General features: G+C 60.1%; 27 protein-coding genes. 15 read left to right on the plus strand and 12 right to left on the minus strand.

From position 1 onward, the window contains the following. Window positions 1-57: 57 nt before the first annotated feature. The 7 genes from MKI83_RS02685 (at window position 58) to MKI83_RS02715 (ending at window position 5,637) form a co-directional block, all read left to right on the plus strand. Window positions 58-960: a LysR substrate-binding domain-containing protein gene (locus tag MKI83_RS02685; RefSeq protein ID WP_241583200.1), complete on the plus strand. Its 903-nt coding sequence runs from the start codon at window positions 58-60 to the stop codon at window positions 958-960. Window positions 961-1,136: 176 nt separating this feature from the next. Then, window positions 1,137-1,628, plus strand: coding sequence for a 5-(carboxyamino)imidazole ribonucleotide mutase (gene purE, locus MKI83_RS02690; RefSeq protein WP_241583202.1), 492 nt, complete (start codon window positions 1,137-1,139; stop codon window positions 1,626-1,628). 17 nt (window positions 1,629-1,645) lie between these two features. Beyond that, window positions 1,646-2,728 carry a 5-(carboxyamino)imidazole ribonucleotide synthase gene (locus MKI83_RS02695; protein ID WP_241583204.1) on the plus strand — a complete coding sequence of 361 codons (1,083 nt, stop codon included), beginning with the start codon at window positions 1,646-1,648 and terminating at the stop codon, window positions 2,726-2,728. 1 nt (window position 2,729) lies between these two features. Then, window positions 2,730-3,389, plus strand: a complete 660-nt coding sequence (locus MKI83_RS02700) for a ribonuclease T2 family protein (RefSeq protein WP_241583206.1) — start codon at window positions 2,730-2,732, stop codon at window positions 3,387-3,389. Between the two features lie 24 nt (window positions 3,390-3,413). Next, window positions 3,414-4,013, plus strand: coding sequence for a YitT family protein (locus MKI83_RS02705; RefSeq protein ID WP_241583207.1), 600 nt, complete (start codon window positions 3,414-3,416; stop codon window positions 4,011-4,013). Further along, on the plus strand, window positions 4,010-4,711 hold the full coding sequence (gene tsaA, locus MKI83_RS02710; RefSeq protein WP_241583208.1) for a tRNA (N6-threonylcarbamoyladenosine(37)-N6)-methyltransferase TrmO: 702 nt from the start codon (window positions 4,010-4,012) through the stop codon (window positions 4,709-4,711). Before MKI83_RS02705 ends, tsaA begins: the two co-directional genes overlap by 4 nt. An 80-nt stretch (window positions 4,712-4,791) precedes the next feature. Further along, a complete protein-coding gene (locus MKI83_RS02715) occupies window positions 4,792-5,637 on the plus strand; it encodes a Tim44 domain-containing protein (RefSeq protein ID WP_241583209.1) in 846 nt (281 codons plus the stop codon). A gap of 99 nt (window positions 5,638-5,736) precedes the next feature. Here MKI83_RS02715 and phoR read toward each other — a convergent pair whose 3' ends face one another. Next, complete coding sequence (phoR, locus tag MKI83_RS02720; protein ID WP_241583667.1) at window positions 5,737-7,068, minus strand: phosphate regulon sensor histidine kinase PhoR; 1,332 nt, start codon at window positions 7,066-7,068, stop codon at window positions 5,737-5,739. 7 nt (window positions 7,069-7,075) lie between these two features. Next, window positions 7,076-7,765: a phosphate regulon transcriptional regulator PhoB gene (phoB, locus tag MKI83_RS02725; protein WP_241583210.1), complete on the minus strand. Its 690-nt coding sequence runs from the start codon at window positions 7,763-7,765 to the stop codon at window positions 7,076-7,078. A 141-nt stretch (window positions 7,766-7,906) separates the two neighbouring features. On the opposite strand from phoB, the gene MKI83_RS02730 reads away from it, so the two are divergent. Further along, complete coding sequence (locus MKI83_RS02730; protein ID WP_241583211.1) at window positions 7,907-9,088, plus strand: patatin-like phospholipase family protein; 1,182 nt, start codon at window positions 7,907-7,909, stop codon at window positions 9,086-9,088. Here the strand turns inward: MKI83_RS02730 and ubiA are convergent. Next, the gene (ubiA, locus tag MKI83_RS02735) at window positions 9,082-9,981 is read right to left on the minus strand and encodes a 4-hydroxybenzoate octaprenyltransferase (protein ID WP_241583212.1); all 900 of its coding nucleotides are present in this window, start codon (window positions 9,979-9,981) and stop codon (window positions 9,082-9,084) included. The two genes, MKI83_RS02730 and ubiA, sit on opposite strands and share 7 nt — an antisense overlap. 31 nt (window positions 9,982-10,012) lie before the next feature. Continuing rightward, a complete protein-coding gene (locus MKI83_RS02740; protein WP_241583668.1) occupies window positions 10,013-10,543 on the minus strand; it encodes a chorismate--pyruvate lyase family protein in 531 nt (176 codons plus the stop codon). A gap of 208 nt (window positions 10,544-10,751) precedes the next feature. Here MKI83_RS02740 and MKI83_RS02745 point away from each other — a divergent pair, with 208 nt between their 5' ends. From MKI83_RS02745 to MKI83_RS02765, 5 genes are all read left to right on the plus strand, one after another. Beyond that, window positions 10,752-10,919 (plus strand): rubredoxin, encoded by a 168-nt coding sequence (locus tag MKI83_RS02745; RefSeq protein ID WP_241583214.1) that lies wholly within the window; start codon window positions 10,752-10,754, stop codon window positions 10,917-10,919. An 86-nt stretch (window positions 10,920-11,005) separates the two neighbouring features. Further along, window positions 11,006-12,157 carry an NAD(P)/FAD-dependent oxidoreductase gene (locus tag MKI83_RS02750; RefSeq protein ID WP_241583216.1) on the plus strand — a complete coding sequence of 384 codons (1,152 nt, stop codon included), beginning with the start codon at window positions 11,006-11,008 and terminating at the stop codon, window positions 12,155-12,157. A gap of 189 nt (window positions 12,158-12,346) precedes the next feature. Then, entirely contained in the window at window positions 12,347-12,619 is a 273-nt protein-coding gene (locus MKI83_RS02755) for an HU family DNA-binding protein (RefSeq protein ID WP_241583218.1), read from the plus strand. 137 nt (window positions 12,620-12,756) lie between these two features. Next, window positions 12,757-13,149, plus strand: coding sequence for a helicase (locus tag MKI83_RS02760; protein WP_241583220.1), 393 nt, complete (start codon window positions 12,757-12,759; stop codon window positions 13,147-13,149). 123 nt (window positions 13,150-13,272) lie between these two features. Beyond that, the gene (locus MKI83_RS02765; RefSeq protein WP_241583222.1) at window positions 13,273-14,040 is read left to right on the plus strand and encodes a hypothetical protein; all 768 of its coding nucleotides are present in this window, start codon (window positions 13,273-13,275) and stop codon (window positions 14,038-14,040) included. Here the strand turns inward: MKI83_RS02765 and MKI83_RS02770 are convergent. The 3 genes from MKI83_RS02770 to MKI83_RS02780 all read right to left on the minus strand — a co-directional run bounded on the left by MKI83_RS02770 (window position 14,021) and on the right by MKI83_RS02780 (window position 16,730). Beyond that, window positions 14,021-14,659 (minus strand): LysE family translocator, encoded by a 639-nt coding sequence (locus MKI83_RS02770; protein ID WP_241583224.1) that lies wholly within the window; start codon window positions 14,657-14,659, stop codon window positions 14,021-14,023. The genes MKI83_RS02765 and MKI83_RS02770 overlap by 20 nt on opposite strands. A gap of 77 nt (window positions 14,660-14,736) precedes the next feature. Beyond that, entirely contained in the window at window positions 14,737-15,285 is a 549-nt protein-coding gene (locus MKI83_RS02775) for a cysteine hydrolase family protein (RefSeq protein ID WP_241583226.1), read from the minus strand. A 23-nt stretch (window positions 15,286-15,308) separates the two neighbouring features. After that, window positions 15,309-16,730: an aminoacyl-tRNA deacylase and HDOD domain-containing protein gene (locus MKI83_RS02780; RefSeq protein WP_370867336.1), complete on the minus strand. Its 1,422-nt coding sequence runs from the start codon at window positions 16,728-16,730 to the stop codon at window positions 15,309-15,311. A gap of 173 nt (window positions 16,731-16,903) precedes the next feature. Between MKI83_RS02780 and MKI83_RS02785 the strand changes: the two genes are divergently transcribed. Continuing rightward, window positions 16,904-17,359, plus strand: coding sequence for a c-type cytochrome (locus tag MKI83_RS02785; RefSeq protein WP_241583227.1), 456 nt, complete (start codon window positions 16,904-16,906; stop codon window positions 17,357-17,359). Here MKI83_RS02785 and recG read toward each other — a convergent pair. Both recG and MKI83_RS02795 read right to left on the minus strand, forming a co-directional pair. Continuing rightward, entirely contained in the window at window positions 17,356-19,434 is a 2,079-nt protein-coding gene (recG, locus tag MKI83_RS02790) for an ATP-dependent DNA helicase RecG (RefSeq protein WP_241583228.1), read from the minus strand. The genes MKI83_RS02785 and recG overlap by 4 nt on opposite strands. Before the next feature lie 6 nt (window positions 19,435-19,440). Next, complete coding sequence (locus MKI83_RS02795) at window positions 19,441-20,358, minus strand: LysR substrate-binding domain-containing protein (RefSeq protein ID WP_241583229.1); 918 nt, start codon at window positions 20,356-20,358, stop codon at window positions 19,441-19,443. A gap of 158 nt (window positions 20,359-20,516) precedes the next feature. On the opposite strand from MKI83_RS02795, the gene MKI83_RS02800 reads away from it, so the two are divergent. After that, entirely contained in the window at window positions 20,517-21,359 is an 843-nt protein-coding gene (locus MKI83_RS02800; protein ID WP_241583230.1) for an NAD-dependent epimerase/dehydratase family protein, read from the plus strand. Between the two features lie 53 nt (window positions 21,360-21,412). Here MKI83_RS02800 and ridA read toward each other — a convergent pair whose 3' ends face one another. From ridA to rpoZ, 3 genes are all read right to left on the minus strand, one after another. Further along, on the minus strand, window positions 21,413-21,793 hold the full coding sequence (gene ridA / locus MKI83_RS02805) for a deaminase RidA (protein WP_241583231.1): 381 nt from the start codon (window positions 21,791-21,793) through the stop codon (window positions 21,413-21,415). A 67-nt stretch (window positions 21,794-21,860) separates the two neighbouring features. Beyond that, complete coding sequence (spoT, locus tag MKI83_RS02810) at window positions 21,861-23,969, minus strand: bifunctional GTP diphosphokinase/guanosine-3',5'-bis pyrophosphate 3'-pyrophosphohydrolase (RefSeq protein ID WP_241583232.1); 2,109 nt, start codon at window positions 23,967-23,969, stop codon at window positions 21,861-21,863. Window positions 23,970-24,030: 61 nt separating this feature from the next. Further along, window positions 24,031-24,291, minus strand: coding sequence for a DNA-directed RNA polymerase subunit omega (gene rpoZ, locus MKI83_RS02815; RefSeq protein ID WP_241583233.1), 261 nt, complete (start codon window positions 24,289-24,291; stop codon window positions 24,031-24,033). Between the last annotated feature and the right edge of the window lie 30 nt (window positions 24,292-24,321).

Consider the following 24,321-nt stretch of genomic DNA (forward strand, 5'->3'; position numbering starts at 1 on the left):
CAGCAGGCGAGCGACATTGCCGCCTCGGGGGCCCACCATGCACTCCACGAGCAGGCCATGAACTTAGAACAAAAATGGTTGGAAGACTTCGTCGCGCTGGCGCTCACGCGCAGTTTTTCGCAGGCGGCTGAGCGGCGCTTTGTCACGCAGCCGGCGTTTAGTCGGCGCATTCGCAGCTTGGAACAAGCGCTGGGGCTGACGCTGGTCGATCGCTCCTGTACGCCGGTCGAGCTGACCGAGGCCGGTCGCTTGTTCTTGATCACGGCGCGCAGCGTGGTCGAGCAATTGGGCGATGCTATGCGTCAGCTGCATAATCTGGCCGACAGCCAAGGCGAGATGCTGCAGTTTGCCGTGGCCCACTCGTTGGCGCTGAGCTACTTCCCCGGCTGGCTGGCCAGCTTGCGCGCGCAGGGTGAGCCGCTGCGCAGTCGCATGGTCGCCACCAACGTGGGGGAGGCCATGCTGGCGCTGCGTGAAGGGCGCTGCGATTTGATGCTGGCGTATCACGACCCCGAAGCCACCTTGCAACTCGATCCGCAATTGTTTCCTGCCTTGAGTTTGGGCAGCAGTGAAATGCTGCCGGTGTGCGCGGCGGATGAGCACGGCCAACCGCTGTTCAGCCTGACCAGCGCCGAGCCGGTGCCCTTATTGGCTTACAGCAGCGGGGCATTCTTGGGCCGCTCGTTAGGCTTGTTGTTGCGCGAGCGTAATTTGCGTTACGTCACGCAATACGAAACCGCGATGGCCGAGGGCCTTAAAGGCATGGCGCTAGAGGGCTTAGGGGTGGCGTGGTTGCCGCGCTTGACCATGCGTCGCGAGCTGGCCAGCGGTGAATTGGTGATCTGCGGCGATGCGCGCTGGGCGATTGCGTTGGAGATTCGTTTGTACCGCTGCGCGCTGCGCCATAAGCCTTTTATTACGCGGTTTTGGCAGCGTTTAGAAAAACTGCAAGCGCGCTAGGTGCCCACTGGCCCTGCCCTGCGCGGCTTTTGTAGGTATAATCGCCCCTTAACGCGTGGCTGCCGCTGCGCGCCGGGCAAGCCACGAACGGCCGGAAGTACAGTTTATTTTCCGGTGACGCCGTGGCTTGTTGACTTTCTAGTGCGCCGTTTGGCGCCCAGCAAGAGGCTCTATCAATGACTGCACGGGTTGGCGTGATCATGGGCTCAAAGTCCGACTGGTCTACCCTCAGCCACACTGTCGAGATGCTTGAAAAGCTCGGCATTCCCCACGAAGTGAAGGTGGTTTCTGCCCACCGCACGCCTGATCTGCTGTTCCAATACGCGGAACAAGCCGAAGGCCGTGGGCTCGAAGTGATCATCGCCGGTGCCGGCGGCGCGGCGCATCTGCCAGGCATGTGCGCGGCGAAAACGCATTTGCCAGTGCTGGGCGTGCCCGTGCAATCGTCGATTTTGTCGGGCGTCGACTCGCTGTTGTCGATCGTACAAATGCCCGCCGGCGTGCCGGTTGCGACCTTGGCCATCGGTAAAGCCGGCGCTATTAACGCGGCGCTGTTGGCGGCCAGTATTTTGGGCAACAAGTACCCCGAGTATCACCAAGCGCTGAAAGCGTTCCGCGATACCCAGACCCAAACCGTGTTGGACAACTCAGACCCGCGCGAAGCCTGAGCACAGAGGTTGGCAAGATGAAGATCGGTGTAATCGGTGGTGGCCAGCTGGGCCGCATGATGGCGATGGCGGGTTATCCGCTGGGCATGCAGTTTGCCTTTCTTGACCCCGCGCCAGATGCCTGCGCGCAGGTGGTCGGCGAGCACATTCGGGCCGATTACAGCGACCAAGATCATCTGCGCCAACTGGCCGATGAAGTCGATCTGGTGACCTTTGAGTTTGAAAGCGTACCGGCTGAGACCGTGGCTTTTCTCTCGCAGTTTGTGCCGGTGTATCCGTGTGCCGAAGCCTTGCGCATCGCCCGCGATCGCTGGTTTGAAAAGTCCATGTTCAAAGACTTAGGCATCCCCACACCGGCGTTTGCTGATATCCAATCGCAAGCCGATCTGGACGCCGCCGTGGCCAGCATTGGTCTGCCAGCGGTGATGAAAACCCGCACGCTGGGCTACGACGGTAAAGGGCAAAAAGTCCTGCGCGAAGCGGCGGATGTGGCCGGTGCGTTTGCCGAACTCGGCAGCGTGCCCTGCCTGCTGGAAGGCTTTGTGTCGTTTAGCGGCGAAGTGTCGTTGATTGCCGTGCGTGGCCGCGACGGCGCAACCCGCTGCTACCCGCTGGTGCACAACACCCACGAGGGCGGCATTCTCAAGTTGTCGATTGCCAGCAAGCAGCACCCGTTGCAAGCGTTGGCCGAAGACTACGCCGGCCGCGTGCTGGACAAACTCAACTACGTTGGCGTGCTGGCGTTTGAGTTCTTTGAGGTCGACGGCGGCTTGAAAGCCAACGAGATCGCGCCGCGCGTGCACAACTCGGGGCACTGGACGATTGAAGGCGCCGAGTGCAGCCAGTTTGAGAATCACCTGCGTGCCATCGCTGGTTTACCGCTGGGCTCCACCGCCGTGGTGGGCGAGGCGGCGATGCTTAACTTTATCGGCGAAGTGCCGGACGTCAGCGCCGTCACTGCGATTGAGGGTTGTCACCTGCATCACTACGGCAAGGCGTTTAAAGCCGGCCGTAAAGTGGGGCACGCCAACCTGCGCTGCGCCGATCGCGCCCAGCTCGACAGCACCATCGCCGCCGTGCAGGCGCTGATCAAACTCTGATATGCGCCTAGCCCTGCTGTGCTGGCTCGGGCTGTTGCTGGCCGCGTGTGACGCAACGCCACAGGCGGTAGGCCCCGGCAGCAGCTCGGCTAACTTTGCTTACTATCTGCTGGCGCTGTCATGGTCGCCGGATTATTGCGCGGGCAATGCGACGCGTGATCGCCAGCAATGCAGTCGCCCTTACGGCTTTGTGTTGCATGGCCTGTGGCCGCAGCACGAGCGCGGTTGGCCAGCCGACTGCGACGGGGCGTGGATGGATAAGGCGCTGATGCGCCAATACGCCGGCCTGTATCCCAATGATCGCTTGTTTGTGCACGAGTGGCGCAAGCACGGCACCTGTTCGGGGCTGACGCCGCAGGGCTACTTGGCCTTGTCGGCGGCGCTTAAGCAACGCGTGCAGATTCCATCTGAGTTTCAGCGGCCGTCGCAAGCGCTGCGCATTTCACCGGCGGCACTGACGGCGGCCTTTCAGCGCGCCAATGCGGACCTGCCTGCCGAGGCGTTAGCCAGTTTTTGCTCCGAGGGCGGGCGCTTTCTGAAAGAAGTGCGCGTGTGTTTTGACCGCAGCGCCGCGCATTACCGTGCTTGCTCGGCGGAGGTACAACGCGCCGCCAGTAAAAGTTGCCGGCAGCCTGCGTTCGTTGTGCGCCCGCTGCGTTAAGCCATTGGGCACAGGAGTTTGCTGATGCGTCATAACTGGTTCGACGATGCCCAAGCCTTATTGATTGGCACCTTAGTGGTCGCCTTGGGGGTGCACCTGTACCTCACGGCGGGCTTATTAACGGGGGGCACTTCGGGCATCGCCTTTTTGATTCAGTACGCCGCGCCGGTGAATTTCGGCACGGCGTTCTTTGTCATCAATCTGCCGTTTTATTACTTGGCGTGGCGGCGCATGGGCTGGGGCTTCACCCTGAAAACCTTCGCCGCCGTTAGCTTGTTATCAGTCTTTACCGAGCTGATGCCGCACGTGCTGAGCATCAACAGCTTGAACCCGATCTACGCGGCGGTGATTGGCGGCCTGCTGATCGGCTTGGGGATGCTTTTGTTGTTCCGCCATAAGGCCAGCCTCGGTGGCTTGAATATTCTCGTGCTGTACCTGCAGGACCGCTTCGGCTGGAGCGCAGGCAAAGTGCAGATGGGGGTGGATTGCTTGATCGTGCTGTCGGCGCTGTTCGTCGTCGATTGGCAGCAAGTGCTGCTGTCCATTCTTGGCGCCGTGGCGCTCAACTTAGTCCCGGCGGTCAACCATAAGCCGGGACGTTACGCGGGTGTGAGCTGGGGATGAGCGAAGCGTACACCCTAAGCCCGGTGGGCTATGTGCGTTCGTGCTTTGCTGAGAAATTTGGCATTCCGCGTCAGCCACAATTAGCCCCCGATGCCCGCGCGCAGCTAATCCTCACCCCGCCGTATGACGCGCCCGAAGCCGTGGCGGGGCTGGAGCAAGTCAGCCACGTTTGGCTGTTATTTGTCTTTCATCGGTGCCCGTCGGGGCCGGCGCATATCCGCGTGCGACCACCACGGCTCGGCGGTAATCAAAAGCTCGGCGTGTTTGCTAGCCGCGCCACCCACCGGCCTAATCCGCTGGGGCAGTCGGTGGTGCGTTTAGATAAGGTCGAGCCCGGCTGCCTGTGGTTGTCCGGCGTGGACTTGCTCGACGGCACGCCGGTGTTGGATATCAAACCCTATGTGCCGTACGCCGATGAAGTGCCCGGTGCGTTCAACCAGATCGCCAGTGCGCCACCGACACTATTGCCCGTGCAGTGGACGGCGCAGGCGCGGGCTGACGCGCACAACCATGGTGCGCGCTTAGGGCAGCCATTGTTGACGCTGATCGAGCAGTGTCTGGCGCAAGACCCCAAACCTGCCTACCAAACCCCCGACCCTGCGCGCCGCTACGGCATGCGCCTGTGGGATGTGGATGTGCACTGGCATTACCCCAGCGCCGAACACATCTGCGTACTGGCGGTGCAAACGGCACCCTGAAACATTTACTCACGCTTTGCATTGGGCGGCGGCCATTGACTGCGGCAGGATGCACACAATCAACGACGGAGAGTTCTTCGATGCAAAAATTGTTGTCCTTAGGTTTGGCTCTGTGCCTAAGCCTGACCCTGAGTCTGGATGCTGAAGCTAAGCGCTTCGGTGGCGGTAAGAGCTGGGGCAAGGCCCCGACTAGCCAGCCCATGCGCCGTACCGACAACGCCGCGCCAAGCAGCGCGCCTGCCGGGGCTGCGGCGGCTGCACCCGCGCGTGCCGCTGGTGCGGCCAGCGGTGCGTCGCGCTGGTTAGGCCCGCTGGCCGGTATTGCTGCCGGCGGTTTGCTGGCGTCGATGCTGTTTGGCGACGGCTTTGAAGGGCTGCAACTGATGGATATCTTGCTGTTTGCCGGTATCGCCTTCTTGTTGTTCAAGCTGTTTGCTAGCCGCCGTCAGGCACCGAGCATGGCTGGCGCAGGCCAAGGCATGCCGCAGGGCATGGCGCGTCAGCCGGCGAGCGACGCGCTGTTTGGTGGCAGTGCCGCGCCCCAAGCTGCCTTCAATGCGCCCGAGTGGTTTGACGAGGCGCGCTTTGTCGCCGCAGGTCGCGAGCACTTCATGAGCCTGCAGCAGCACTGGGACGCCAACGAGATGGACAAGGTGGAGGAGTTTGTCACCCCTCAGCTGTTCGCCTACCTGCGTGATGAGCGCGCCGAGCTGGGCGAAGGTTATCAAGCGACCTACATCGATAACCTGCAAGCGCAGCTGGATGACGTGCAGCAGCAAGGCGACACCACCGTCGCCAGCCTGACCTTTATCGGTGTCAGCAAGACCTCGCGCTTTGACCAAGGCGAAGCCTTCAGCGAAACCTGGCGCATGGAGCGCGAAGGTGACAGCGCGCCTTGGCTGATCGCCGGTATTCGTCAGAACTGATCGGTAGGGCTTGAGTCGTTGTGGCTCAGCTCGTTAGAACGGCGGCACCGCTAGGTGGCCGCCGTTTTTATGTCCATAGTGTTGGCGCTTAACCAAGGCTTAGTGGCTGCTTTCTAGGCTTGCCTGCGTGCCAGTGGTTTGCCCGTTACTTGGATTGGGGAAGTGGCAGGTAAAGGTGCTGCCTTGGTCGAGAACGCTGGTGATACTCAGCGTGGCTTTGTGGCGCAGCAGCACGTGTTTGACGATGGCCAGGCCAAGGCCGGTGCCGCCGGTGGCGGAGCTGCGGCTGGCATCCACGCGATAGAAACGTTCGGTCAAGCGCGGGATGTGGTGCGGCGCAATGCCGATACCGCTGTCGCTGACGCTGATGTGCGTGCCTTCGGCGTCCTGCCAAGCGCGCAGCTGCACGTTGCCTTCGGCAGGCGTGTACTTGACCGCATTGAACACTAAGTTAGAGAACGCACTGCGCAACTCGGCCTCGCTGCCTTTGAGCTTGAGCTGAGAGTCGATATTGATGCTGATGCGGTGGTGTTGCTCGCCAGACAGGGCGATGGCGTCTTGTTGGATCGAAAGAAGAAGTAAATCCAGCGCCACGGGCTTACTGTCTGCGGGGTAGTCGGTGGTTTCGAGGCGCGCCAATAACAGCAAATCATTGAGCAGATTCTGCATGCGCCCGCCTTGCTGCTGCATTTGCTGCAAGGCGCGCCGCCAGCGCGGGTTGAGCTCGGCGCTGTTGTCCAACAAGGTTTCCAGATAACCGGTGATCACCGTGAGCGGGGTGCGTAATTCGTGGCTGACGTTGGCGACGAAGTCTTTGCGCATTTGTTCCAGCTGATGCACGCGGGTGATGTCGCGCACCAAGATCAAACGATCGCCGGCGCCGTACAAGGTGATGTGGATTTGCAGGCGCGTGTGCAGGCTGATCGGCGATGGGATTTCCAACGGCTCGCGGTAATCGCGCTTGTCGAAATAGTCCTTAAAGCGTGGGTCGCGCAGCAGGTTGCTGATCGGTTGGCCGCTGTCTTGCGGGGTGCGTAGGCCGAGCAGGGTTTCGGCGGCGACATTCCACCAGTCCAAAGTGCCTTCGGCGTCGACCATGATTACTGCGTCACGCAGGGCAGCGGTGGATTCTTGGATGCGATCGATGACTGCCTGCATGCGGCCACGCACGCGTTGCTCGCGGCGTTGCAGATGGTAGAAACGATCGAAGATCGAGCCCCACAGGCCGTAGGCGTCAGGTGGCTCTTGCTGGTCAGGGTCTTCTAACCAGGTGTGTAGGCGCAGGGTTTGCCGCAGCATCCACAACGCGTAGCCGGCAAAGCCTAAGGCAAAGCACACACCGTAGTAACCGGTGATCAGGCCACCGAGTAGGCTTAAGGTCAGCAGCCCTGTTAAGCGTTGCAGCGCCGTCCATAGCCAAGCATTTTTCAGCACAAAGTCAGGCCTTGGTTGAGAAGCGGTAGCCAGTTCCGCGAACAGTCTGCACCAGATTCTCGTAGCTTTCACCTAAGGCTTTGCGCAGGCGGCGGATATGCACGTCAACGGTGCGCTCTTCCACATACACGTTGCCACCCCACACTTGGTCGAGCAGCTGGCTACGGGTGTAGGCGCGCTCTTGGTGGGTCATAAAAAATTGCAGTAAGCGGTATTCGGTCGGACCCATCTCGGCGGCGCTGCCGTCAATGGTGACGCGATGGCTGACGGGGTCGAGCAGTAAGCCGCCGACTTCCAAAGGCGTTTCTTCATTCAGTGGCGCGGCGCGGCGCAGCACGGCTTTTAGGCGTGCGACCAATTCGCGCGGCGAGAAAGGCTTGGTGATGTAGTCGTCAGCGCCGACTTCCAGACCTTGAATCTTGTTGTCCTCTTCGCCTTTGGCGGTGAGCATGATGATCGGCACTTCGGCGGTGAGTTCGTCGCGCTTTAAGCGGCGCGCTAATTCAATGCCGGTGGTGCCGGGCAGCATCCAGTCGAGCAGGACCAGGTCGGGTTGACGATCGACGATCAGGCTATGCGCTTGCTGGGCGTTTTCCGCTTCAAGGCATTCATAGCCGGCCATTTCCAGGGCCACGGCGATCATCTCGCGGATCGGCGCTTCATCATCGACGATCAGAATGGATTTGCCGTTCATGTACAGCTCCGCTGTCGGTTAGCTTTTTGAGTTGCCGGTATTAGATAACCAAATTATTGCAGTAATGTGACGCATTGGCTGTCATGCGTTATTCGTCAATCACGACTATAAAGACAGCAACGCTCTATTGGCGAGGCGGTTATGCAGCGGATTAAACAGGTGTGTGTGGGCGCGTTGGCGCTGTTATTGGGCGCGTGTAGCAGCTTGCCGCGTCATCAGGCAGTGCCGACGCACCTGACACAGGCCGCCAGTATTCCCGGCTTAGAAGGCGTGCGTTATCACGTGGGTTTGGACGACAAAAGCCTGCAAGCGGAAGGGCTAGCGTCGTTTAAGCGGGAACAACAATGGTTGATGACGCAGGGTGTTAAAGCGTTACCGCCGGTGAATTTCTTGGCGATTTCCGGTGGCGGCGATGACGGTGCCTTTACCGCCGGGTTGCTCAATGGCTGGAGTCAGGCCGGTGATCGCCCCGAGTTTAAGCTGGTCACGGGCGTTAGTACGGGCGCCTTGATCGCCCCGTTTGCGTTTCTTGGCAGCGCCTATGACGACACGCTGAAAAATCTCTACACCAACGTTGAGCCCAAAGACATTCTCGCCCCACGCTCACTGTGGGCAGCGGTCACCAGCGATGCCATGGCCGATAACTCGCCCTTGTACGCGCAGCTTAAAAAAACCGTGAACGCCGAGATGATGACCGCCATTGCCGCCGAATACGCCAAAGGGCGCTTGTTGTTTGTGGCCACGGCCGATTTGGATGCGCGCCAGTCGGTGCTGTGGAATATGAGCAAAATCGCCGCCGCGGGCACGCCGCAGTCGCTAGAGCTATTTCGCTCGATCATGCTGGCATCGGCGGCAATACCGGGGGCATTTCCACCGGTGATGATTGATGTAGAAGCTGACGGCAAAAACTATCAAGAGATGCACGTGGATGGCGGCACCATGTCGCAGGTGTTTGTCTATCCGCCGAGCCTGCAAGTGGCCAAGCTGAGCCAAGCCAACCAAGTGCAGCGCGAGCGCAATTTGTACGTGATCCGTAATGCGCGGCTGGATGCGCAGTGGGCGCAGGTGGAGCGGCGCACCATGGACATCGCGGCACGCGCGGTATCGTCCTTGATTCAAACGCAAGGCGTGGGCGATCTATACCGCATTTATCTCACGGCCCAGCGAGACGGGTTTAACTTCAAGCTGGCGTTTATTCCGCCGGAATTTAATGCCGAGCACCGCGAGGATTTTGACCAAACCTATATGCGCGCCTTGTACCAGTTAGGCCATCAGCGCGCTCAGCAAGGGTACCCGTGGGCGCTGACGCCGCCCGGTTATTGAGTGGCGCGGAGAGCGTAATCGGCGACGAGACCGATAAACAGCAACAAGCCACTGATGTGGTTGTTGAGAAAAGCCCGCAGGCAGGCTGCGGGTTGGCGGTCGCGGATGAGCCAGTGCTGCCAAGCGAAAGTCAGCAGCATGCCCGCCAAGCCGGCGTAGAAATAACCGCCGAGCTTGAGCTGGCTGGCGACGATAATTAAACACAGCGCGGCCATGCCTTGCAGCAGGCCAATCATTAGGCGATCAGCATCGCCAAAGAGAATGGCGGTGGACTTGATCCCGACTTTAAGGTCGTCCTCGCGGTCGCACATGGCGTACTGGGTGTCGTATGCCACCGTCCACAGCAAGTTGGCCAAATACAGTAGCCATAATTGCGGCGTGAGCGACTGGCTTTCAGCGGCAAAGGCCATCGGCATCGACCATGAGAAGGCCGCGCCTAACACCACTTGTGGGTAGAAGGTGTAGCGCTTCATAAAGGGGTACAGCGCGGCGAGCAAGGCGCCGCCAAAGGCCAAGCCGATGGTCAGCAGATTGGTGAACAGCACCAAGCCAAAGGCCAAAGCGATCAGCACGGCAAACAGGATCAGCGCTTCTTTGGGTTGCACGCGGCCACTGGCTAAGGGGCGCTCGCGGGTGCGCGCCACATGCCCGTCAAGGTGGCGGTCGGCGTAATCGTTAATCACACAGCCGGCCGAGCGCATCACCACGACACCGGCAATAAAAATAATTAAGTTGGCGCTACTGGGCATGCCTTCGGCGGCGACCCACAGTGCCCACAAGGTCGGCCACAGCAGTAAGTAAATGCCGATGGGGCGCTCAAGACGCATCAGCTCGATAAAGCTGTAGGCGCGTGGGTGCAGGCGATTGAATTGCTGGAGCAGGGTGACGTACACGATGCAAAAATCCTTGTGGCAGCGCGGCGGATTATAGCTGGCGGCTTAGTGCGGGTAGAAACACCTCGCAGACCAGCAAGCTTAAGCGTTCGCGATCAAAGCGCGAGCGTCTGGCCCACAGCTGCTCGGTGCGCACCGCGCTGGGTAGCCAAGCGCTGGGGTAATGGGCGAGCTCAATTGCACCCCGTTGGAAGGCCGGGCTGGTGAATAGCAACTCCCCCAATGAGCGGCTGCCCAAGTGCGCCAAATCAAAACCCGAGCCGCGTAATGCCTCGTGGCTGGCGACGCTGCGGGCAAACACCCACGGTTGCTCGCGCCCACGTAGCAGCACCTCGCGCACCCAGCCTTGGCTGCCTGTGGCTACACCCAAAGCGCGGGCTTCGTCGGCGCGCAGGCTTTGCCAGCCTTCTTGCAAAGGCTCAACGCGAAACTCGCCAGCGGCTAAAGCCTGTAAACGGCGCGTCAGCGAGCCCTGATCCAATAGCCAGTCGCGCTCACTGGGCGTGGGGCCAGGGTGCAATTGATTGGGCAAATGCCAGATTAACGGGCGGCAGCTACTCAGAGACACGGGGCAATCCGAAGTGGGTTGAGCGCAGCGGGTAGCGCTGGCTAGCGCGCGGCAGGTTACCATGAAGCCGGCTCGACGAGCCTAACTTGGGTCGGGTTGTGCGCGTATCACGCCCAGCAATCTTGATCTAAGACAAAAAATTGTAGGACAATTTTCCAAAGCTGACGTGTGCAGCGCTGTTGAATAACACGAGGTAAGTGCAATGAGTAAGTGGCAATGCGTGGTCTGTGGCCTGATTTATGACGAAGCCCAAGGCTGGCCGGAAGACGGCATCGCTGCCGGCACCCAATGGGCCGACGTGCCAGAAGACTGGGTGTGCCCTGATTGCGGAGTGGGTAAAGCCGACTTTGAAATGATCGAGATCGCGTAATTCACTCGATCCGCACAAGGCGGCCGAATTATGCAGGCCGCCTTTTTAGTGCTTGAGCGCATCAGCAATACCTGAGGAGAAACGCTATGAGTGGCGCCCCCCTAGTCATCATTGGCAGCGGTTTGGCCGGTTATAACCTTGCCCGCGAGTGGCGCAAGCTCGACAGCACTACGCCGCTTCTGATCATCAGCGCAGACGATGGTCGTTCGTACTCTAAACCGATGCTGTCCACCGGCTTTGCCAAGAATAAGCAGGCGGATGAGTTGGTGATGGCCGATGTGGGCGCCATGGCGGAACAGCTCAATGCCGAGCTGCGCACGCACACCCGTGTGACTCGGATCGAACCTGAGGCTAAACGTCTGTGGTTGGGCAACGAAGCCCTCGTGTACCGAGACTTAGTCTTGGCGCTCGGTGCAGACCCGATCCAGCTGGATATTCCGGGTGACGCGGCCGAGGCGGTGTTCTCGATCAATGACTTAGAAGACTATGACCGCTTTCGCCAAGCGGTAGCGGGCAAGCAGCGTGTGCTGTTGATGGGTGCTGGCCTGATTGGTTGTGAGTTTGCCAATGACTTAACCAGCGGCGGCTTAAGCGTGAGTGTGGTGGCGCCGTGTGAGCACGTGATGCCGGGTTTGATTCAGCCAGCTGCCGCGGCCGCAGTGCAGCAGGCGCTGAGCGACTTGGGCGTGCAGTTCCATCTGGGGCCGGTGGTGAGTCAGCTCAAGCGTGATGGCGATGCGTTGTGCGCGCAGTTGTCAGACGGGCAGGTCATTAACTGTGATGCCGTGGTATCGGCGATTGGCCTGCGCCCGCGCACGCAGCTTGCCGCTGACGCGGGGCTGGCCGTGGCTCGTGGTGTGGTGGTTGATCGGCAGCTGCAATGTTCGCTGGCGCATGTTTATGCCCTGGGTGACTGCGCCGAGGTCGACGGCCTCAATCTGCAATACGTCATGCCGCTGATGAATTGCGCTCGCGCACTGGCCAAGACCTTGGCGGGTGAGCCCACGGCGGTCAGTTATGGCGCCATGCCGGTGGTTGTGAAGACCCCCGCCTGCCCGCTAGTGGTAGCACCGCCACCGGCTGGCCGAGCCGGTAACTGGACGGTTGAGGGCCAAGCGCCAGACTTGCGGGTGCTGTGTCACGACGAGCAAGGCCAGTTGTTGGGCTACAACCTGACGGGTGGCTGCACCGGCGAGCGGATGGCGCTAAACAAGGGCTTGCCAGCGCTGTTGGCGTAAATAAACAAGGTTTTGGCGTATTTGCCTTGTGATCGGTCGCGCAAACTGTAGGACAACACTGGCGCGCGGCCTGATCCCATGCCATCCTCAAACCGTTCTTTCGTGAGCTGCCGCTGCGAAAGCCTGACTGACGCTGACTAGGAAGAGTTGGCGCGCAACAAAAACAAAAAAACCGTCAACGAGGCTGTTATGCGTAAACCGGAACTTGCTGCTGCAATCGCCGAAAAGGCTGACCTATCTAAAGATCAAGCGAACCGCGTACTGAACGTGGTGCTGGATGAAATCACCAACGCCCTTAACCGCAAAGATGCCGTGACTCTGGTGGGTTTTGGCACGTTTGCACAGCGCCATCGCGGTGCACGTACTGGCAAAAACCCACAGACGGGTGCGCCGGTGCAAATCAAAGCCAGCAACACGGTGGCCTTCAAGCCGGGCAAAGCCCTGAAGGATGCGGTGAATTAATCACGGTTTACTCAACCGCTGTGATGGCGGCCGGTTGTTTAATCGGTGCGCTACGCTAACGCCCAACCTTTGGTTGGGCGTTTTTGTTTTTTGCTGCCATACAATCGCCGGCCACCCTCAGCACTGGAAATAGCTTGATGAAATTTCGTTTTCTACTGTGGATGCTGGGTCGCATGATGGCCAAGGCGAGCAAAACCAACCCTGCGTTTCAAAAGCAGTTGGAAGGCCAAGACATGGTGTTTCAGTTGCACACCTTAGACGGCAAAGTGGCGCGCCACTTTGTGGTGAAGAACCAACAGGTCAGCAGTCATCGTGGCACCCATCCGCAGCCGGCGTTTGCCCTAGGCTTTCGCGACGGTGCTTATGCTTTCGCTACCATGACGGCCAAAAACAAGCAGTTGGCCTTTATGCAGGGTGTGCAGAACAAAGACATCCAGATTCAAGGCAATCCCGGTTTGGTTATGTGGTTCCAAGGTTTAACCAAGCATTTGATGCCGAAAAAAGCCGATAAGGTGAAAAAGGCCGCTTAAAGCCTTTCTCCTGGCGCGAAAAGAACCCGCATTGGCATCGCCATGCGGGTTTTTGTGCGTGCTGTGCTTGGCGACACCTAGGCGATTGGGTAGGCTTGGCGCGCCGTTGTTGAGGAGTCCCCCATGCGCGTATCAAAGCTTGTTTCGCTGTTGGCTGTGTTGGTTGGCTTAATGCCGACTGTTGCGCAGGCGGATGTTTCCCGCTCGTTTGAGTTGGCTGGGGTCAATCTGCTCTGCCAGCAAGCCGCGCCATTAATGGTGCGAGGTCTGCCGCAAAACCTCAGCGAGCAATACCAAAGCGTTTTGCAGGCGAATTTTGCTGCCGATGAGTTATGCGCCAGCCTGGAACGCGATGTGGCCTTGACCTTAAGTGATGAGGACTTGGCTAAGGTCAACGTGCTGCTGGACAACCCCATTGCGCTGATCATGACTGAGCAAGAGCGCTTGGCCACCGGCCCTGGCCCCGAGGGCAGCTTAGGTTTGGCGACTTATGGTGCGAAAGTGGCCAAGGAGCCGCCCCGTGGCCCGCGCGTCGAGCTGGTGAAGCGCTTGGATCGTGCGGCACAGACCAGCGCCTTGACCAGCCGTTTGCGCTACGAAGTGGGCAAGACGCAAGCCTTGCTCAACGTGCTCTCACAGGAGGCTGTGCTGAGTGAAGATGAGCTGAGCCGTCAGACTGCCGAGCACGGGCGCAAGCTGGATGAACTTAGCCGTGAGCAAGTCACGGTGTTTTTGCTCTACGCCTACCGCAAAATCCCTAGCGAAACGCTGCAAGCCTACGTTGAGCTGTACGAGCAGCCGCCGGTAAAAGCATTAATGCTCACCGTGCGCGAAAGCTTAAGCCACGTTTTTGCTGAACGCCGCGCTCGCCTTATGGCGCAGGCTCGCTAAGTGCCAGCCTAGCCGCCAAGCCCAGCAAAACAGTACCGAGCAAGCGATCCAGCCACGCAGCGACGCGTGGCTGCTGGCGGAAAAACGCACTGGCACGCCCAGCCAGCAGCACAAAGCTGCCTTCCACCAGCATGGCGACGGCGATCACCAGTAAGCCTAGGGTTAATAGTTGCAGCGTGGCGCTGCCTTGCTCTGGGCGAATAAATGGCGGCAAGAACGCCATGAAGAAGATCGCTACCTTAGGGTTGAGCACATCCACCAAGATGCCTTCGCGGTATGCGCGCCAAGCGCCTCGGGGTGTATCCAGGGCGGCACGTGGGGTGAAGTGTTGTCCGGCGCTGCACAGGGTTTGCACGCCGAGATACAGCAAGTAGGCCGCGCCAAGGTATTTGACCGCGTTAAACGCGGTGCTCGAGCTGGCCAGTAGCGCCGATAACCCCAGTGTGGCGGCCAAAACATGCACTAGCGCGCCGGAGCAAACGCCTGCCGCGCTGGCCAGGCCAACACGAGTGTCGTGGGCGAGCGTGCGCGACAAGATGAACAGCAAATCCGGCCCCGGCGACAGGTTTAGCGCCAGTGCCGCCGAGAAAAACATCAGCCAATAGGCCCAATCATCCATGATGTGCTCTTAACGTTTGGTTAAAGGGTGGGTTTTAGCCCGTCCCGGTGAGCGAAGCGAACGACTTGAACCACTTGTTAGAGGGCATTTCGTAACTCGGTGGTTGTGACTACTGTTGCGTACTCACCATGAAGATTTGCTAATGCCATGGCATGCACGTCTTCGGCGCTGCGTAGAACTCCGTTGTAGTCGGTTTTTGCGAATGCAAATGTAGCATCAGCGGCCACATAAGTTTTAAACCCAAGATTGCCGGCTGTGCGCGCTGTTGCTTCGACAGAGTTATTGGTGCTGACACCTACGATTGCAACAGTTTTGATGTCTCTGACTCGAAGCCAGCGCTCAAGCCCAGAGTTAATGAAAGCGTCTGGGACGTTTTTTTCGACCACATGTTCAGTGCTTAATGGTCGTAGTTCATCTTGGAACTCAACACCTGGCTGTCCAGGCCAGAACGGAGAGCCGGGCGTTCTTGAGATATGACGCACATGAACAATCGGTGCATTTGCTTCTCGCCATGATTGAAGTGTTGCGGCGATTGCTTGCTCTGCCTCAGGGTTGTTGCGAGAACCCGAAGATGTTTCAAGCATGCCTTGCTGCATATCAATAATGATGAGGGCCGGTATGTGCATGAGCGAATGAACTCTAACGGGGCTTATTGACCGCTCTGATGGAATTGACTGATCAGCTCGCGCAGCGCGACTTCGGCGTCCATCACCTTGCCGACGGCTTGTTGCGCCTGATCTGCGGTGATGCCGAGGGCGGCGTAAAGATCACTGGGGATTTCTTCTTGCGACTCGCCGCCGACGCCGCGTTGACGCAGTAGGCGCGTGGCTAAGCACACCAAGTTGGCGTAGTTATGGTGCGGCCCACGGTAGCTGGGGTCGTGCTGGAAGCGCAGTGCGGTGGCGATTTCTTCCGGCATATCCCAAAAGCGCATCAGCCAGCCGCCCATTTGCTCGCGGGTAATGCCGAGCAAGTGCTGTTCGAGGTAGTTGTGGCTGACGTGTGGATTGGCCTCCATGTGCCGGCAGATCAGCGAGAAATGCGGCGGAAACACATGCGCCAACACCAGATAGCCAAAGTTGTGCAGTAGGCCTGCCAAGTAGCTTAAACCGGCTTCGGGGCGTTGCGGGCGTGGAATGGCACGGGTCAGGCCTTCAATCACTGCGGCGGTGTAAATCGCTTGATCCCAGTACGGGGTGCCTTTTTGTGGGCCGTCTTTGGGCAGGCTGAGGCTTTTGCCCAGCGCCAAGCCCAGCGCGAGGTTGATCACCAGATCAAAGCCGAGCACGCGCACGATGGCATCTTCTACCGAGCGGATTTTGCCCGGTGCCGCGTAGTAGGGCGATGCGGCCCAGCTCACCACTTGAGCGGCGAGGGCGGGGTCGGTTTCCACCACGCCGGTGATGTCTTCGACGGTGGCGTCAGGATCGACGCGCAGTTTGATGATTTTTTGCGCGGTTTCCGGCAGCGGTGGGATTTCTAGGGTTTCTTCCAAGCGCTGGCGAATACGCCGGGCGGTAAAGTTTTGTACCGCTTGGGTGATTTCCTCGCGGTCATCATCGGGGCGGTCGAGGTTGGGCTGCACCTGGCTCAGTGGCACGGCAAAGCGCGCGGAGCTGGCTTTGACCAGCAAGCTCTTAAAGTTGGGGGTCGGCATTTCCAGCAGCACGCCCTTGTGCCCCGATTCAATCAACACCGTGGGCGGGGTGAGCAGGCTTTCTTCATAAATGCACGGGGAGCTGGTCAGCGGCGGCAGCCCCGGCAGCCCATCGAGCTGGTGCTTGCCGAGCATGCGATCGAGACGTTCTTGGCGCACGGGGTTGAGCTTGCGTCCGGTCAGCTCGTTGAGCGCGGCTAAGTCGAGCAGGTGGCTTTGCGGGAATAATGCCAGCAGTGCGCCGACTTGATCGTCCAGCAGCATGGCTTGCACACGCTGCGCCGGATCGAGCGCGGGGCTATCCAAGACCATTTGGTAGGGTAAGGACAGCTTACCCATCAGCTGCTGGATAATGCTGGGTACCGTGGGCGGGGTGTTGGCGTCGCCGTCACTCATGGCTAGGGGCTCGCTCATCGCACAGACCTTTTTTGTCAGTTCTTTGCATGCAGTATAACCAGCGGGCTGATTTTGCAACGGCGCAATCGCGACCAGTGGTGTGTCGAATGAGACGTAAAGTTGATCCTGCGCATGTTGTTGGCGTGTTGGTCGCGGCAAATTTGGGCGGTTCACGCCTCAAGGAGAGTCTTATGCGAGTGCTGCCAAGCGCACTGGGGCTGCTGTTATTGAGCAGTGCACTGTGTGCGCAACCGTTAACCGACTTTACCCCCCAGATGGCGGATGAGCTGCGCGCGCGGCTTAGTAATGCGGACTTGGCGGCTGGCGAGGCGTATTTCGCGCGTAAATGCGCGACCTGCCATGATGCCGCCGCTGATGGCATCGACTTCACCGGCCCGTTGCTGTGGCAAGTGCTGGGGCGGCCGGTCGCCGCGCGGACTAGTTTTAGTTACTCCAAGGCCATGCAAGCGCTGCAAACGCGCGACATGAGCTGGGATTACGCCACGCTCGACTATTACCTGAAAGACACCAAAGCGGCGCTGCCGGGGCGTGCAATGAATTTCTCTGGGGTGGCCGATGCTCAGCAACGCGCCGACTTAATCCTCTATCTGCGCAGCTTAAGTGCTATCCCGCAGGCGTTGCCTTAAACCTGGCCGTATTGCTGGCCGTGTCGTAGCCAGCGCGCCAGCAGCGGGCTGACGGCCTGGGGCTGCTCAGCCAGCAGTTGCAGCGCCGCGTCACGCACGGCTGGCAGCAAGTGTGCGTCGCGTTGTAAATCGGCGATGCGAAACTGCAGCAAGCCGGTTTGCCGCGTGCCCAGCATTTCACCGGGGCCGCGCAGTTCTAAGTCTTTTTCGGCGATTAAAAAGCCATCGCAGGTTTCGCGCATGATCGCCAAACGCTCGCGGCCAATGTGCGACAACGGCGGGTGATACAGCAGGACGCAATGACTGGCGGTGCTGCCACGCCCGACCCGCCCGCGCAGCTGGTGCAGTTGTGCCAAGCCTAGGCGCTCGGGGTTTTCGATGATCATCAAGCTGGCGTTGGGTACATCGACGCCGACCTCAATCACGGTAGTGGCGACCAACAAGTGCAGCTCGCCGCGCTTGAACGCGTCCATGACGGCGGCTTTTTCTGCCGCTTTCATGCGTCCGTGAATGAGTCCGACTTGCAGCTCGCCAAGGGCCAGTTGCAGGTCTTCGTAGGTGCCTTGTGCGGCTTGGCAGGTGAGTTCTTCCGACTCTTCAATCAGGGTGCATACCCAATAGGCTTGGCGGCCTTCTAAACAACCGCTGCGCACCCGTTCGATCACCTCGGCGCGGCGATTATCGCCCAGCACGAGGGTGTTGACGGGCGTGCGTCCGGGCGGCAGTTCATCGAGTACCGAGGTGTCGAGATCGGCGTAGGCGCTCATCGCCAGGGTGCGCGGGATTGGCGTGGCCGTCATGATCAGCTGGTGTGGGCACAGTCGGCCGCTGATGCCTTTTTCGCGCAGGGCCAAACGTTGCTGAACGCCAAAACGGTGCTGCTCGTCGATGATCGCCAGCGCCAAGCTATGAAACTGCACCTCGGCTTGGAACAGCGCGTGGGTGCCAACCACCATCCGTGCTTGTCCGCTGCTGATTTGCTCCAGCGCCGCTTGGCGGGCTTTGCCTTTGAGCTTGCCGGCCAGCCAAGCGACCTCGATACCCAAGGGTTCTAGCCACTGGCAGAAGGTTAAAAAGTGCTGTTCGGCGAGGATTTCTGTTGGTGCCATCAGTGCGACTTGGTAGCCGGCCTCCAGCGCTTGCATGGCGGCCAGCGCCGCGACCACGGTTTTGCCGGCGCCAACATCGCCTTGCACTAAGCGCAGCATGGGCGTGTCTTGGGCCAAATCGTAGGCAATCTCCGCCGCCACGCGTCGCTGGGCGCCGGTGGGGGCAAAGCGCAGGCCGGCTAAGTAGCGTTCAACCAGCTGGATGCTGGGCGGCAGGCTGGGCGCTTGCTGCGCGCGCTGTTGTTCGCGCAGGCGCTGCATGGAGAGCTGATGGGCGAGCATTTCCTCAAAGGCCAAGCGCTGCTGCGACCAGTGCTCGCCGTTGGCGAGCTGCTCCAGATTGGCGTCCGGCGGCGGCTGGTGCAGGTAGCGGATGGCCTGATCCAGCGGCCCGAGCTGGTAATCGTGGCGCAGTGCCGCAGGTAGCCAGTCAGGCAAGCTGTCGGCGCTCAAGCGTGCCAGCGCCGCATCGCTGAGCTGGCGCAAGCGCGCCTGGGACACGCCTTCGGTGGCGGGGTAGATCGGGGTTAGGGTCTGCGCCACTGGCAGTGGCTCATCACCTTCGAGCACGCGGTATTCCGGATGGTAGATCTCCAGCCCCGATGCACCGGGGCGCACCTCGCCGTAGCAACGCACCGTGGCGCCGCGGCTGAGTGCGGTCTTTTGAGCGTTGCTGAAGTGATAAAAGCGCAGGCTTACGCTGCCGGTGCCGTCGTGCAGGCGTACCAACAAGCTGCGGCGGCGCCCCATGAGAACGTCAGCGCCGGTGACGCTGCCTTCCAGCACCGCATCTTGACCGGGCCGTAGCGCGCCGATGGGGGTAATGCGGGTGCGGTCTTGGTAGCGCAGTGGCAGGTGGAACAGCAAGTCTTGCAGGTTCTCCAGCCCCAAGCGTGTCAGCTTCTCGGCTTGGGCCGCGCCGATACCTTTGATCACGGTGAGCGGCGTGGCCGCCAGATCACTCATGCGTGCTTACGCCTTAGGTTGGGTCACAGAGCACAGGCGCATGGAGTCGGCCAGCACTTCGATGGCTTGATGCCGTGGGAAGCTCGCGCGCCACGCAATCGCCACGGTGCGCAGCGGCGCGGGGGCGGTGAACGGGCGGACTTCAAGCACGCCGGCGGCGTAGTGATGGCTATCCACCGCTGACAGCGGCAGAACGCTCACGCCTAGGCCAGAAGCAACCATGTGGCGTAGGGTTTCCAGCGAGGTGGATTCCACCGTGGTGTGCTTGTGATCGTCATCTTGCGGGCGGCTTAAGCTGGGGCACGCTTCGAGAATTTGATCGCGGAAGCAATGCCCTTCACCGAGCAACAGCAGGCTCTTGTCATTCAGCCACTCATGCGGGATCTCGCTGTACTGGCACCAGCTGTGATTGGCCGGCAGCAGCACGCTAAACGGCTCGTCGTACAGCGGCTTGGTCAACACGTCAGCCTCTTGGAAGGGCAGGGCGATGATGATCGCGTCCAGCTCGCCGGTACGCAGTTTGTCACGCAAGACGTGGGTGAAGTTTTCTTCGATATACAGCGGCATCTCCGGCGCGACGCGATGCAGCTGCGGGATCAGATGCGGGAACAAGTATGGCCCGATGGTGTAAATCGCGCCGACTTTAAGCGGTGCCTTGAGCTGATCTTTGCCGGCTTGCGCCAGTTCGCGGATGGTCTGCGCTTGCTCCAATACCTTCTGCGCCTGCGCAATCACCGGTGCGCCGACCTCGGTCACGCGCACCGCGCTTTTGCTGCGCTCGAACAGCAAGATGCCGAGCTCGTCTTCGAGCTTCTTCACCCCAACCGACAGCGTGGGCTGGCTGACATGGCAGCGTTCGGCGGCGCGACCAAAGTGGCGTTCTTGAGCGAGGGTCACGATGTAGCGCAGTTCGGTGAGGGTCATAGGCAAATTCCATTGATCTGCGGCGAAGCATAGCTTTGCTATGGCGCAAGACCAAGAGGCTGGCCGGCGATTGCTGGTGGCGTTTTGCCCTGAAACATACAACTGCTGCGGTTAATTGGTTAGGCTCGGGCTTCTTTATTCAGTGCAGGAGCAAGCCGATGGCCCATTGCATCATTGTTGGCTGTGGCGATGTCGGTAGCCGTTTGGCCGCGCAGCTGGTTGCTGGCGGCCATAGCGTTACCGGGGTGCGCCGACGTCAAGCCGAATTGCCCGCAGGCGTGCAGACGTTACAGGCGGATGTGGCGGCGCCCGCTTGCCCCGCCGGTTGGCCTGAGCAGGTGGATTATTTGGTCTACGCGGTGGCTGCAGGGCGTGGTGGCGAGGCGGCGTATCAGGCCGCGTATGTCGATGGCCTGCGTAACGTGCTGGGCTGGTTGGCGCAGCGCCAGCAGCGGGTTAAGCGCTTGGTGTTTGTCTCTAGCACCGGCGTGTATGGGCAGAGCGCTGGCGAGTGGGTCGATGAAGACGCCGAGACCGCGCCGACCGGCTTTAGCGGACGCATTCTGCTGGCGGCCGAGCAGTTGGCGCTGGCCAGCGATCAGCCGGCCACGTGGCTGCGTTTAGCCGGCATCTATGGTCCTGGGCGCGGCTATTTGCTCAGCCAAGCGCAAAGCGGCGCACAGGCAGAACCCTTGCAATACGGCAACCGGATTCATGCCGATGATGCGGCTAGCTTGTTGGCGAGCTTAATCGCTAAGGCCGAACAAGGCGTGGCGCTGGCCGAAGGCTATATCGGTGTGGACGACGAGCCCGCCCCCTTAGACGAAGTGTTGCGTTGGTTACGCGCCCAGTTGGGCGTGACCGAAGGCGGCGGCGAGCTGCTTAAGCGCCGCGCCGGCAGTAAACGCTGCCGTAACACCCGCGCACGGGCGTTAGGTTGGGCACCGCAGTACCCCAGTTATCGCGAAGGTTATGCGGCGTTGTTACAGCGCGCGGACTAGCCAGAAAGCATCAAGGCCCGCGAAAGGGCCTTGGTGGACAGCAACACGCGGGCTTATGCCAGCGCCATGATCGCGTCCATTTCTACCGCTGCGCCCTTGGGCAGGGCCGCCACGCCGATGGCTGCGCGTGCGGGGTAGGGCTGCTGGAAGTAACGGCCCATCACTTCATTGACCTTGGCAAAGTGGCTGAGGTCGGTGAGGAAGATATTCAGCTTGGCGATGTCGGCCAACGAGCCACCGGCGGCTTCGCACACGGCTTGCAAATTCTCGAACACCTGCACGGTTTGCGCTTCAAAGCCTTCGACCAGCTCCATGGTGGCGGGATCCAGCGGGATTTGCCCCGACAGGTAAACGGTGTTGCCCACCTTGACCGCTTGCGAGTAGGTGCCGATAGCGGCGGGGGCTTTGTCGGTAGAGATGATGGTCTTGCTCATGGCCGTTCCTTATCTGTATTGAGACGGGTCGTTATTGACGCGAGTCTTGATTGAACCGAAAGGTACTTCAGTTACGAATGCGTTGGATGTGCATCACGCCTTTGAGGGCACGCAGCTTTTTGATCACGCGAGACAGGTGCAGGCGGTCGCGCACGCTGATCACCAATTGCACCACGCTGATGCGGCCGTCGCGCTCATCCATGCCGATCTTCTCGATATTGGCATCGGTCGAGGTGATGCTGGTGGCCAGCACCGCGATCAGACCGCGCTGGTGTTCCAGCTCGACGCGCAGCTCGACATTGAACTCGCCGCTGACGTCTTTGGCCCACGTCAGCGGGAAGCATTTTTCCGGATTGTTGCGCATGTCGCTGATATTGCGACAGCCGTCGAGGTGGATCACCATGCCTTTGCCGGCGGACAGGTAGCCGATGATCGGGTCGCCGGGGATCGGCGTGCAGCACTTGGCGTAGCTGATCACTAGCCCCTCGGTGCCGCGAATGGCCAGCGGGCTGTCGGGGTTGTTGGCGGGCTCGTGGTCTTTGGCCAGTAAGCGCCGCGCCACCACATAGGCCATGCGGTTGCCGAGGCCGATTTCTTCTAGCAGGTCGTCGCTGTGGGCAAGTTGATATTCGCCCAGCACTGTGGCGATGACCTCGGCGCTGATGTCTTGCAGCTTGAGGTTGAAGGCGCTCAGCGCTTTGTTGAGCAAGCGCTCGCCCAACGACACTGACTCGCTGCGGCGCTGCTGTTTAAGCGCATGGCGAATGTGCGTGCGGGCCTTGCCGGTGATCACAAAATTCAGCCACGCCGGATTTGGCCGTGCGCCGGGGGCGGTAATCACCTCGACGGTTTGCCCGCTTTGTAGCGGCTCGGATAAAGGCGCTAAGCGTTTGTCGATGCGGCAGGCAATGCAGCTGTTGCCAACGTCGGTGTGCACGGCAAAGGCGAAGTCGACCGCCGTCGAGCCTTTGGGCAGCTCCATGATGCGGCCCTTGGGGGTGAAGATGTAGACCTCGTCCGGGAACAGGTCGATCTTCACGTTCTCGATAAACTCCAGCGAGCTGTCGGCGTTTTTCTGCAGCTCCAGCAAGCCCTTGACCCACTGCCGGGCGCGCGCATGGCCTTGTTTGAGGTTTTCACCTTCGGCGGATTTATACAGCCAGTGCGCGGCAATCCCCTGATTGGCCAGCTCTTCCATCTCGCGGGTGCGGATTTGAATTTCTACCGGCACGCCGTGCAGTCCGAACAGGGTGGTGTGCAGCGATTGGTAGCCATTGGCCTTGGGGATGGCGATGTAATCTTTGAAACGGCCGGGAATCGGCTTGAACACGCCATGCACACTGCCGAGCACGCGGTAGCAGGTGTCGACCTTATCGACCACGATGCGAAAAGCGTACACGTCCATGATTTCATGGAAGGCGCGGCGCTTACCGCGCATCTTTTTGTAGATGCTGTACAGGTGCTTCTCGCGGCCGTGGACTTCGCCTTCAAGCCCGTCGCGCTCCAGCGCCGCTTTCAGCGAGTCCTCCAGCTTGGAGAGGATTTCTTTGCGGTTGCCGCGGGCGCGCCGAACCGCGCGGTGGATGCGCTCGGCGCGCATCGGGTACATGGCGCTAAAACCTAAGTCTTCGAACTCCACGCGAATCTGGTGCATGCCCAGGCGGTTGGCGATGGGGGCGTAGATTTCGAGGGTTTCTTTGGCGATACGGCGGCGTTTTTCTGGTGCCAGCACGCCCAAGGTGCGCATGTTGTGCAGACGGTCGGCGAGCTTAACCAAGATCACGCGGATATCGCGCGCCATGGCCAGCGCCATTTTCTGAAAGTTTTCCGCTTGCGCTTCGGCTTTGGTCTCGAAGTGCATTTGCGTGAGCTTGCTGACGCCATCGACCAGCTCGGCAATGGTTTCACCAAACTGCGCGCTGAGCGCCTCTTTGGCGATGCCGGTGTCTTCAATCACATCGTGCAGCATGGCGGCCATCAGGCTTTGATGGTCCATGTGCATTTCGGCAAGAATGTTCGCCACCGCGAGCGGGTGGGTCACATAAGGCTCACCACTGCGCCGACGTTGGCCATCGTGGGCCTGTTCGGCGTAGTAGTAGGCGCGGCGCACCAGATTAACCTGATCGTGGCTCAGGTAACCGCTGATGCGCTGGGCGAAAACCTCAAGCGTGGGCATGGCAAAACCCTACGCGACCGTGACGGCCGCCTGTTGTGTTGCACCATGCACGCGCCACGGCTTACTCAGCCTCGGCGTTATCGTCCTCGAAGCCGAACATCGGCTCATCTTCGATCAGCTCTTGCTCTTGCACGAACTTGTCGTTGATCAGGCCTTCGGCGATTTCGCGCAGGGCGACAACGGTAGGCTTGTCGTTTTCCCACTCCACGCGTGGCTCTTTGCCGCCGGTGGCCAGTTGACGGGCACGCTTGGATGAAAGCATGACCAGTTCAAAACGGTTGTCTACGTGGTCTAGACAGTCTTCTACAGTAACGCGGGCCATGGTGTTCCTCTGGCTGGTAGATCAGGCCCG

Origin of the sequence: Atopomonas sediminilitoris (assembly GCF_022601735.1) — a bacterium.
Classification (GTDB): domain Bacteria; phylum Pseudomonadota; class Gammaproteobacteria; order Pseudomonadales; family Pseudomonadaceae; genus Atopomonas; species Atopomonas sediminilitoris.

Bases quoted from the DNA above. Each gene is read 5' to 3' on its own strand.
- MKI83_RS02765 (WP_241583222.1), top strand. From the start codon at position 13,273: ATGCGCGTATCAAAGCTTGTTTCGCTGTTGGCTGTGTTGGTTGGCTTA.
- MKI83_RS02755 (WP_241583218.1), top strand. From the start codon at position 12,347: ATGCGTAAACCGGAACTTGCTGCTGCAATCGCCGAAAAGGCTGACCTA.
- ridA (WP_241583231.1), bottom strand. From the start codon at position 21,793: ATGAGCAAGACCATCATCTCTACCGACAAAGCCCCCGCCGCTATCGGC.
- MKI83_RS02775 (WP_241583226.1), bottom strand. From the start codon at position 15,285: ATGCACATACCGGCCCTCATCATTATTGATATGCAGCAAGGCATGCTT.
- MKI83_RS02780 (WP_370867336.1), bottom strand. From the start codon at position 16,730: ATGAGCGAGCCCCTAGCCATGAGTGACGGCGACGCCAACACCCCGCCC.
- tsaA (WP_241583208.1), top strand. From the start codon at position 4,010: ATGAGCGAAGCGTACACCCTAAGCCCGGTGGGCTATGTGCGTTCGTGC.
- MKI83_RS02770 (WP_241583224.1), bottom strand. From the start codon at position 14,659: ATGGATGATTGGGCCTATTGGCTGATGTTTTTCTCGGCGGCACTGGCG.
- MKI83_RS02695 (WP_241583204.1), top strand. From the start codon at position 1,646: ATGAAGATCGGTGTAATCGGTGGTGGCCAGCTGGGCCGCATGATGGCG.
- MKI83_RS02730 (WP_241583211.1), top strand. From the start codon at position 7,907: ATGCAGCGGATTAAACAGGTGTGTGTGGGCGCGTTGGCGCTGTTATTG.
- MKI83_RS02800 (WP_241583230.1), top strand. From the start codon at position 20,517: ATGGCCCATTGCATCATTGTTGGCTGTGGCGATGTCGGTAGCCGTTTG.
- MKI83_RS02760 (WP_241583220.1), top strand. From the start codon at position 12,757: ATGAAATTTCGTTTTCTACTGTGGATGCTGGGTCGCATGATGGCCAAG.
- MKI83_RS02795 (WP_241583229.1), bottom strand. From the start codon at position 20,358: ATGACCCTCACCGAACTGCGCTACATCGTGACCCTCGCTCAAGAACGC.
- spoT (WP_241583232.1), bottom strand. From the start codon at position 23,969: ATGCCCACGCTTGAGGTTTTCGCCCAGCGCATCAGCGGTTACCTGAGC.
- rpoZ (WP_241583233.1), bottom strand. From the start codon at position 24,291: ATGGCCCGCGTTACTGTAGAAGACTGTCTAGACCACGTAGACAACCGT.
- purE (WP_241583202.1), top strand. From the start codon at position 1,137: ATGACTGCACGGGTTGGCGTGATCATGGGCTCAAAGTCCGACTGGTCT.
- MKI83_RS02785 (WP_241583227.1), top strand. From the start codon at position 16,904: ATGCGAGTGCTGCCAAGCGCACTGGGGCTGCTGTTATTGAGCAGTGCA.
- MKI83_RS02750 (WP_241583216.1), top strand. From the start codon at position 11,006: ATGAGTGGCGCCCCCCTAGTCATCATTGGCAGCGGTTTGGCCGGTTAT.
- MKI83_RS02745 (WP_241583214.1), top strand. From the start codon at position 10,752: ATGAGTAAGTGGCAATGCGTGGTCTGTGGCCTGATTTATGACGAAGCC.
- MKI83_RS02705 (WP_241583207.1), top strand. From the start codon at position 3,414: ATGCGTCATAACTGGTTCGACGATGCCCAAGCCTTATTGATTGGCACC.
- MKI83_RS02715 (WP_241583209.1), top strand. From the start codon at position 4,792: ATGCAAAAATTGTTGTCCTTAGGTTTGGCTCTGTGCCTAAGCCTGACC.
- MKI83_RS02700 (WP_241583206.1), top strand. From the start codon at position 2,730: ATGCGCCTAGCCCTGCTGTGCTGGCTCGGGCTGTTGCTGGCCGCGTGT.
- phoB (WP_241583210.1), bottom strand. From the start codon at position 7,765: ATGAACGGCAAATCCATTCTGATCGTCGATGATGAAGCGCCGATCCGC.
- MKI83_RS02685 (WP_241583200.1), top strand. From the start codon at position 58: ATGAACTTAGAACAAAAATGGTTGGAAGACTTCGTCGCGCTGGCGCTC.
- recG (WP_241583228.1), bottom strand. From the start codon at position 19,434: ATGAGTGATCTGGCGGCCACGCCGCTCACCGTGATCAAAGGTATCGGC.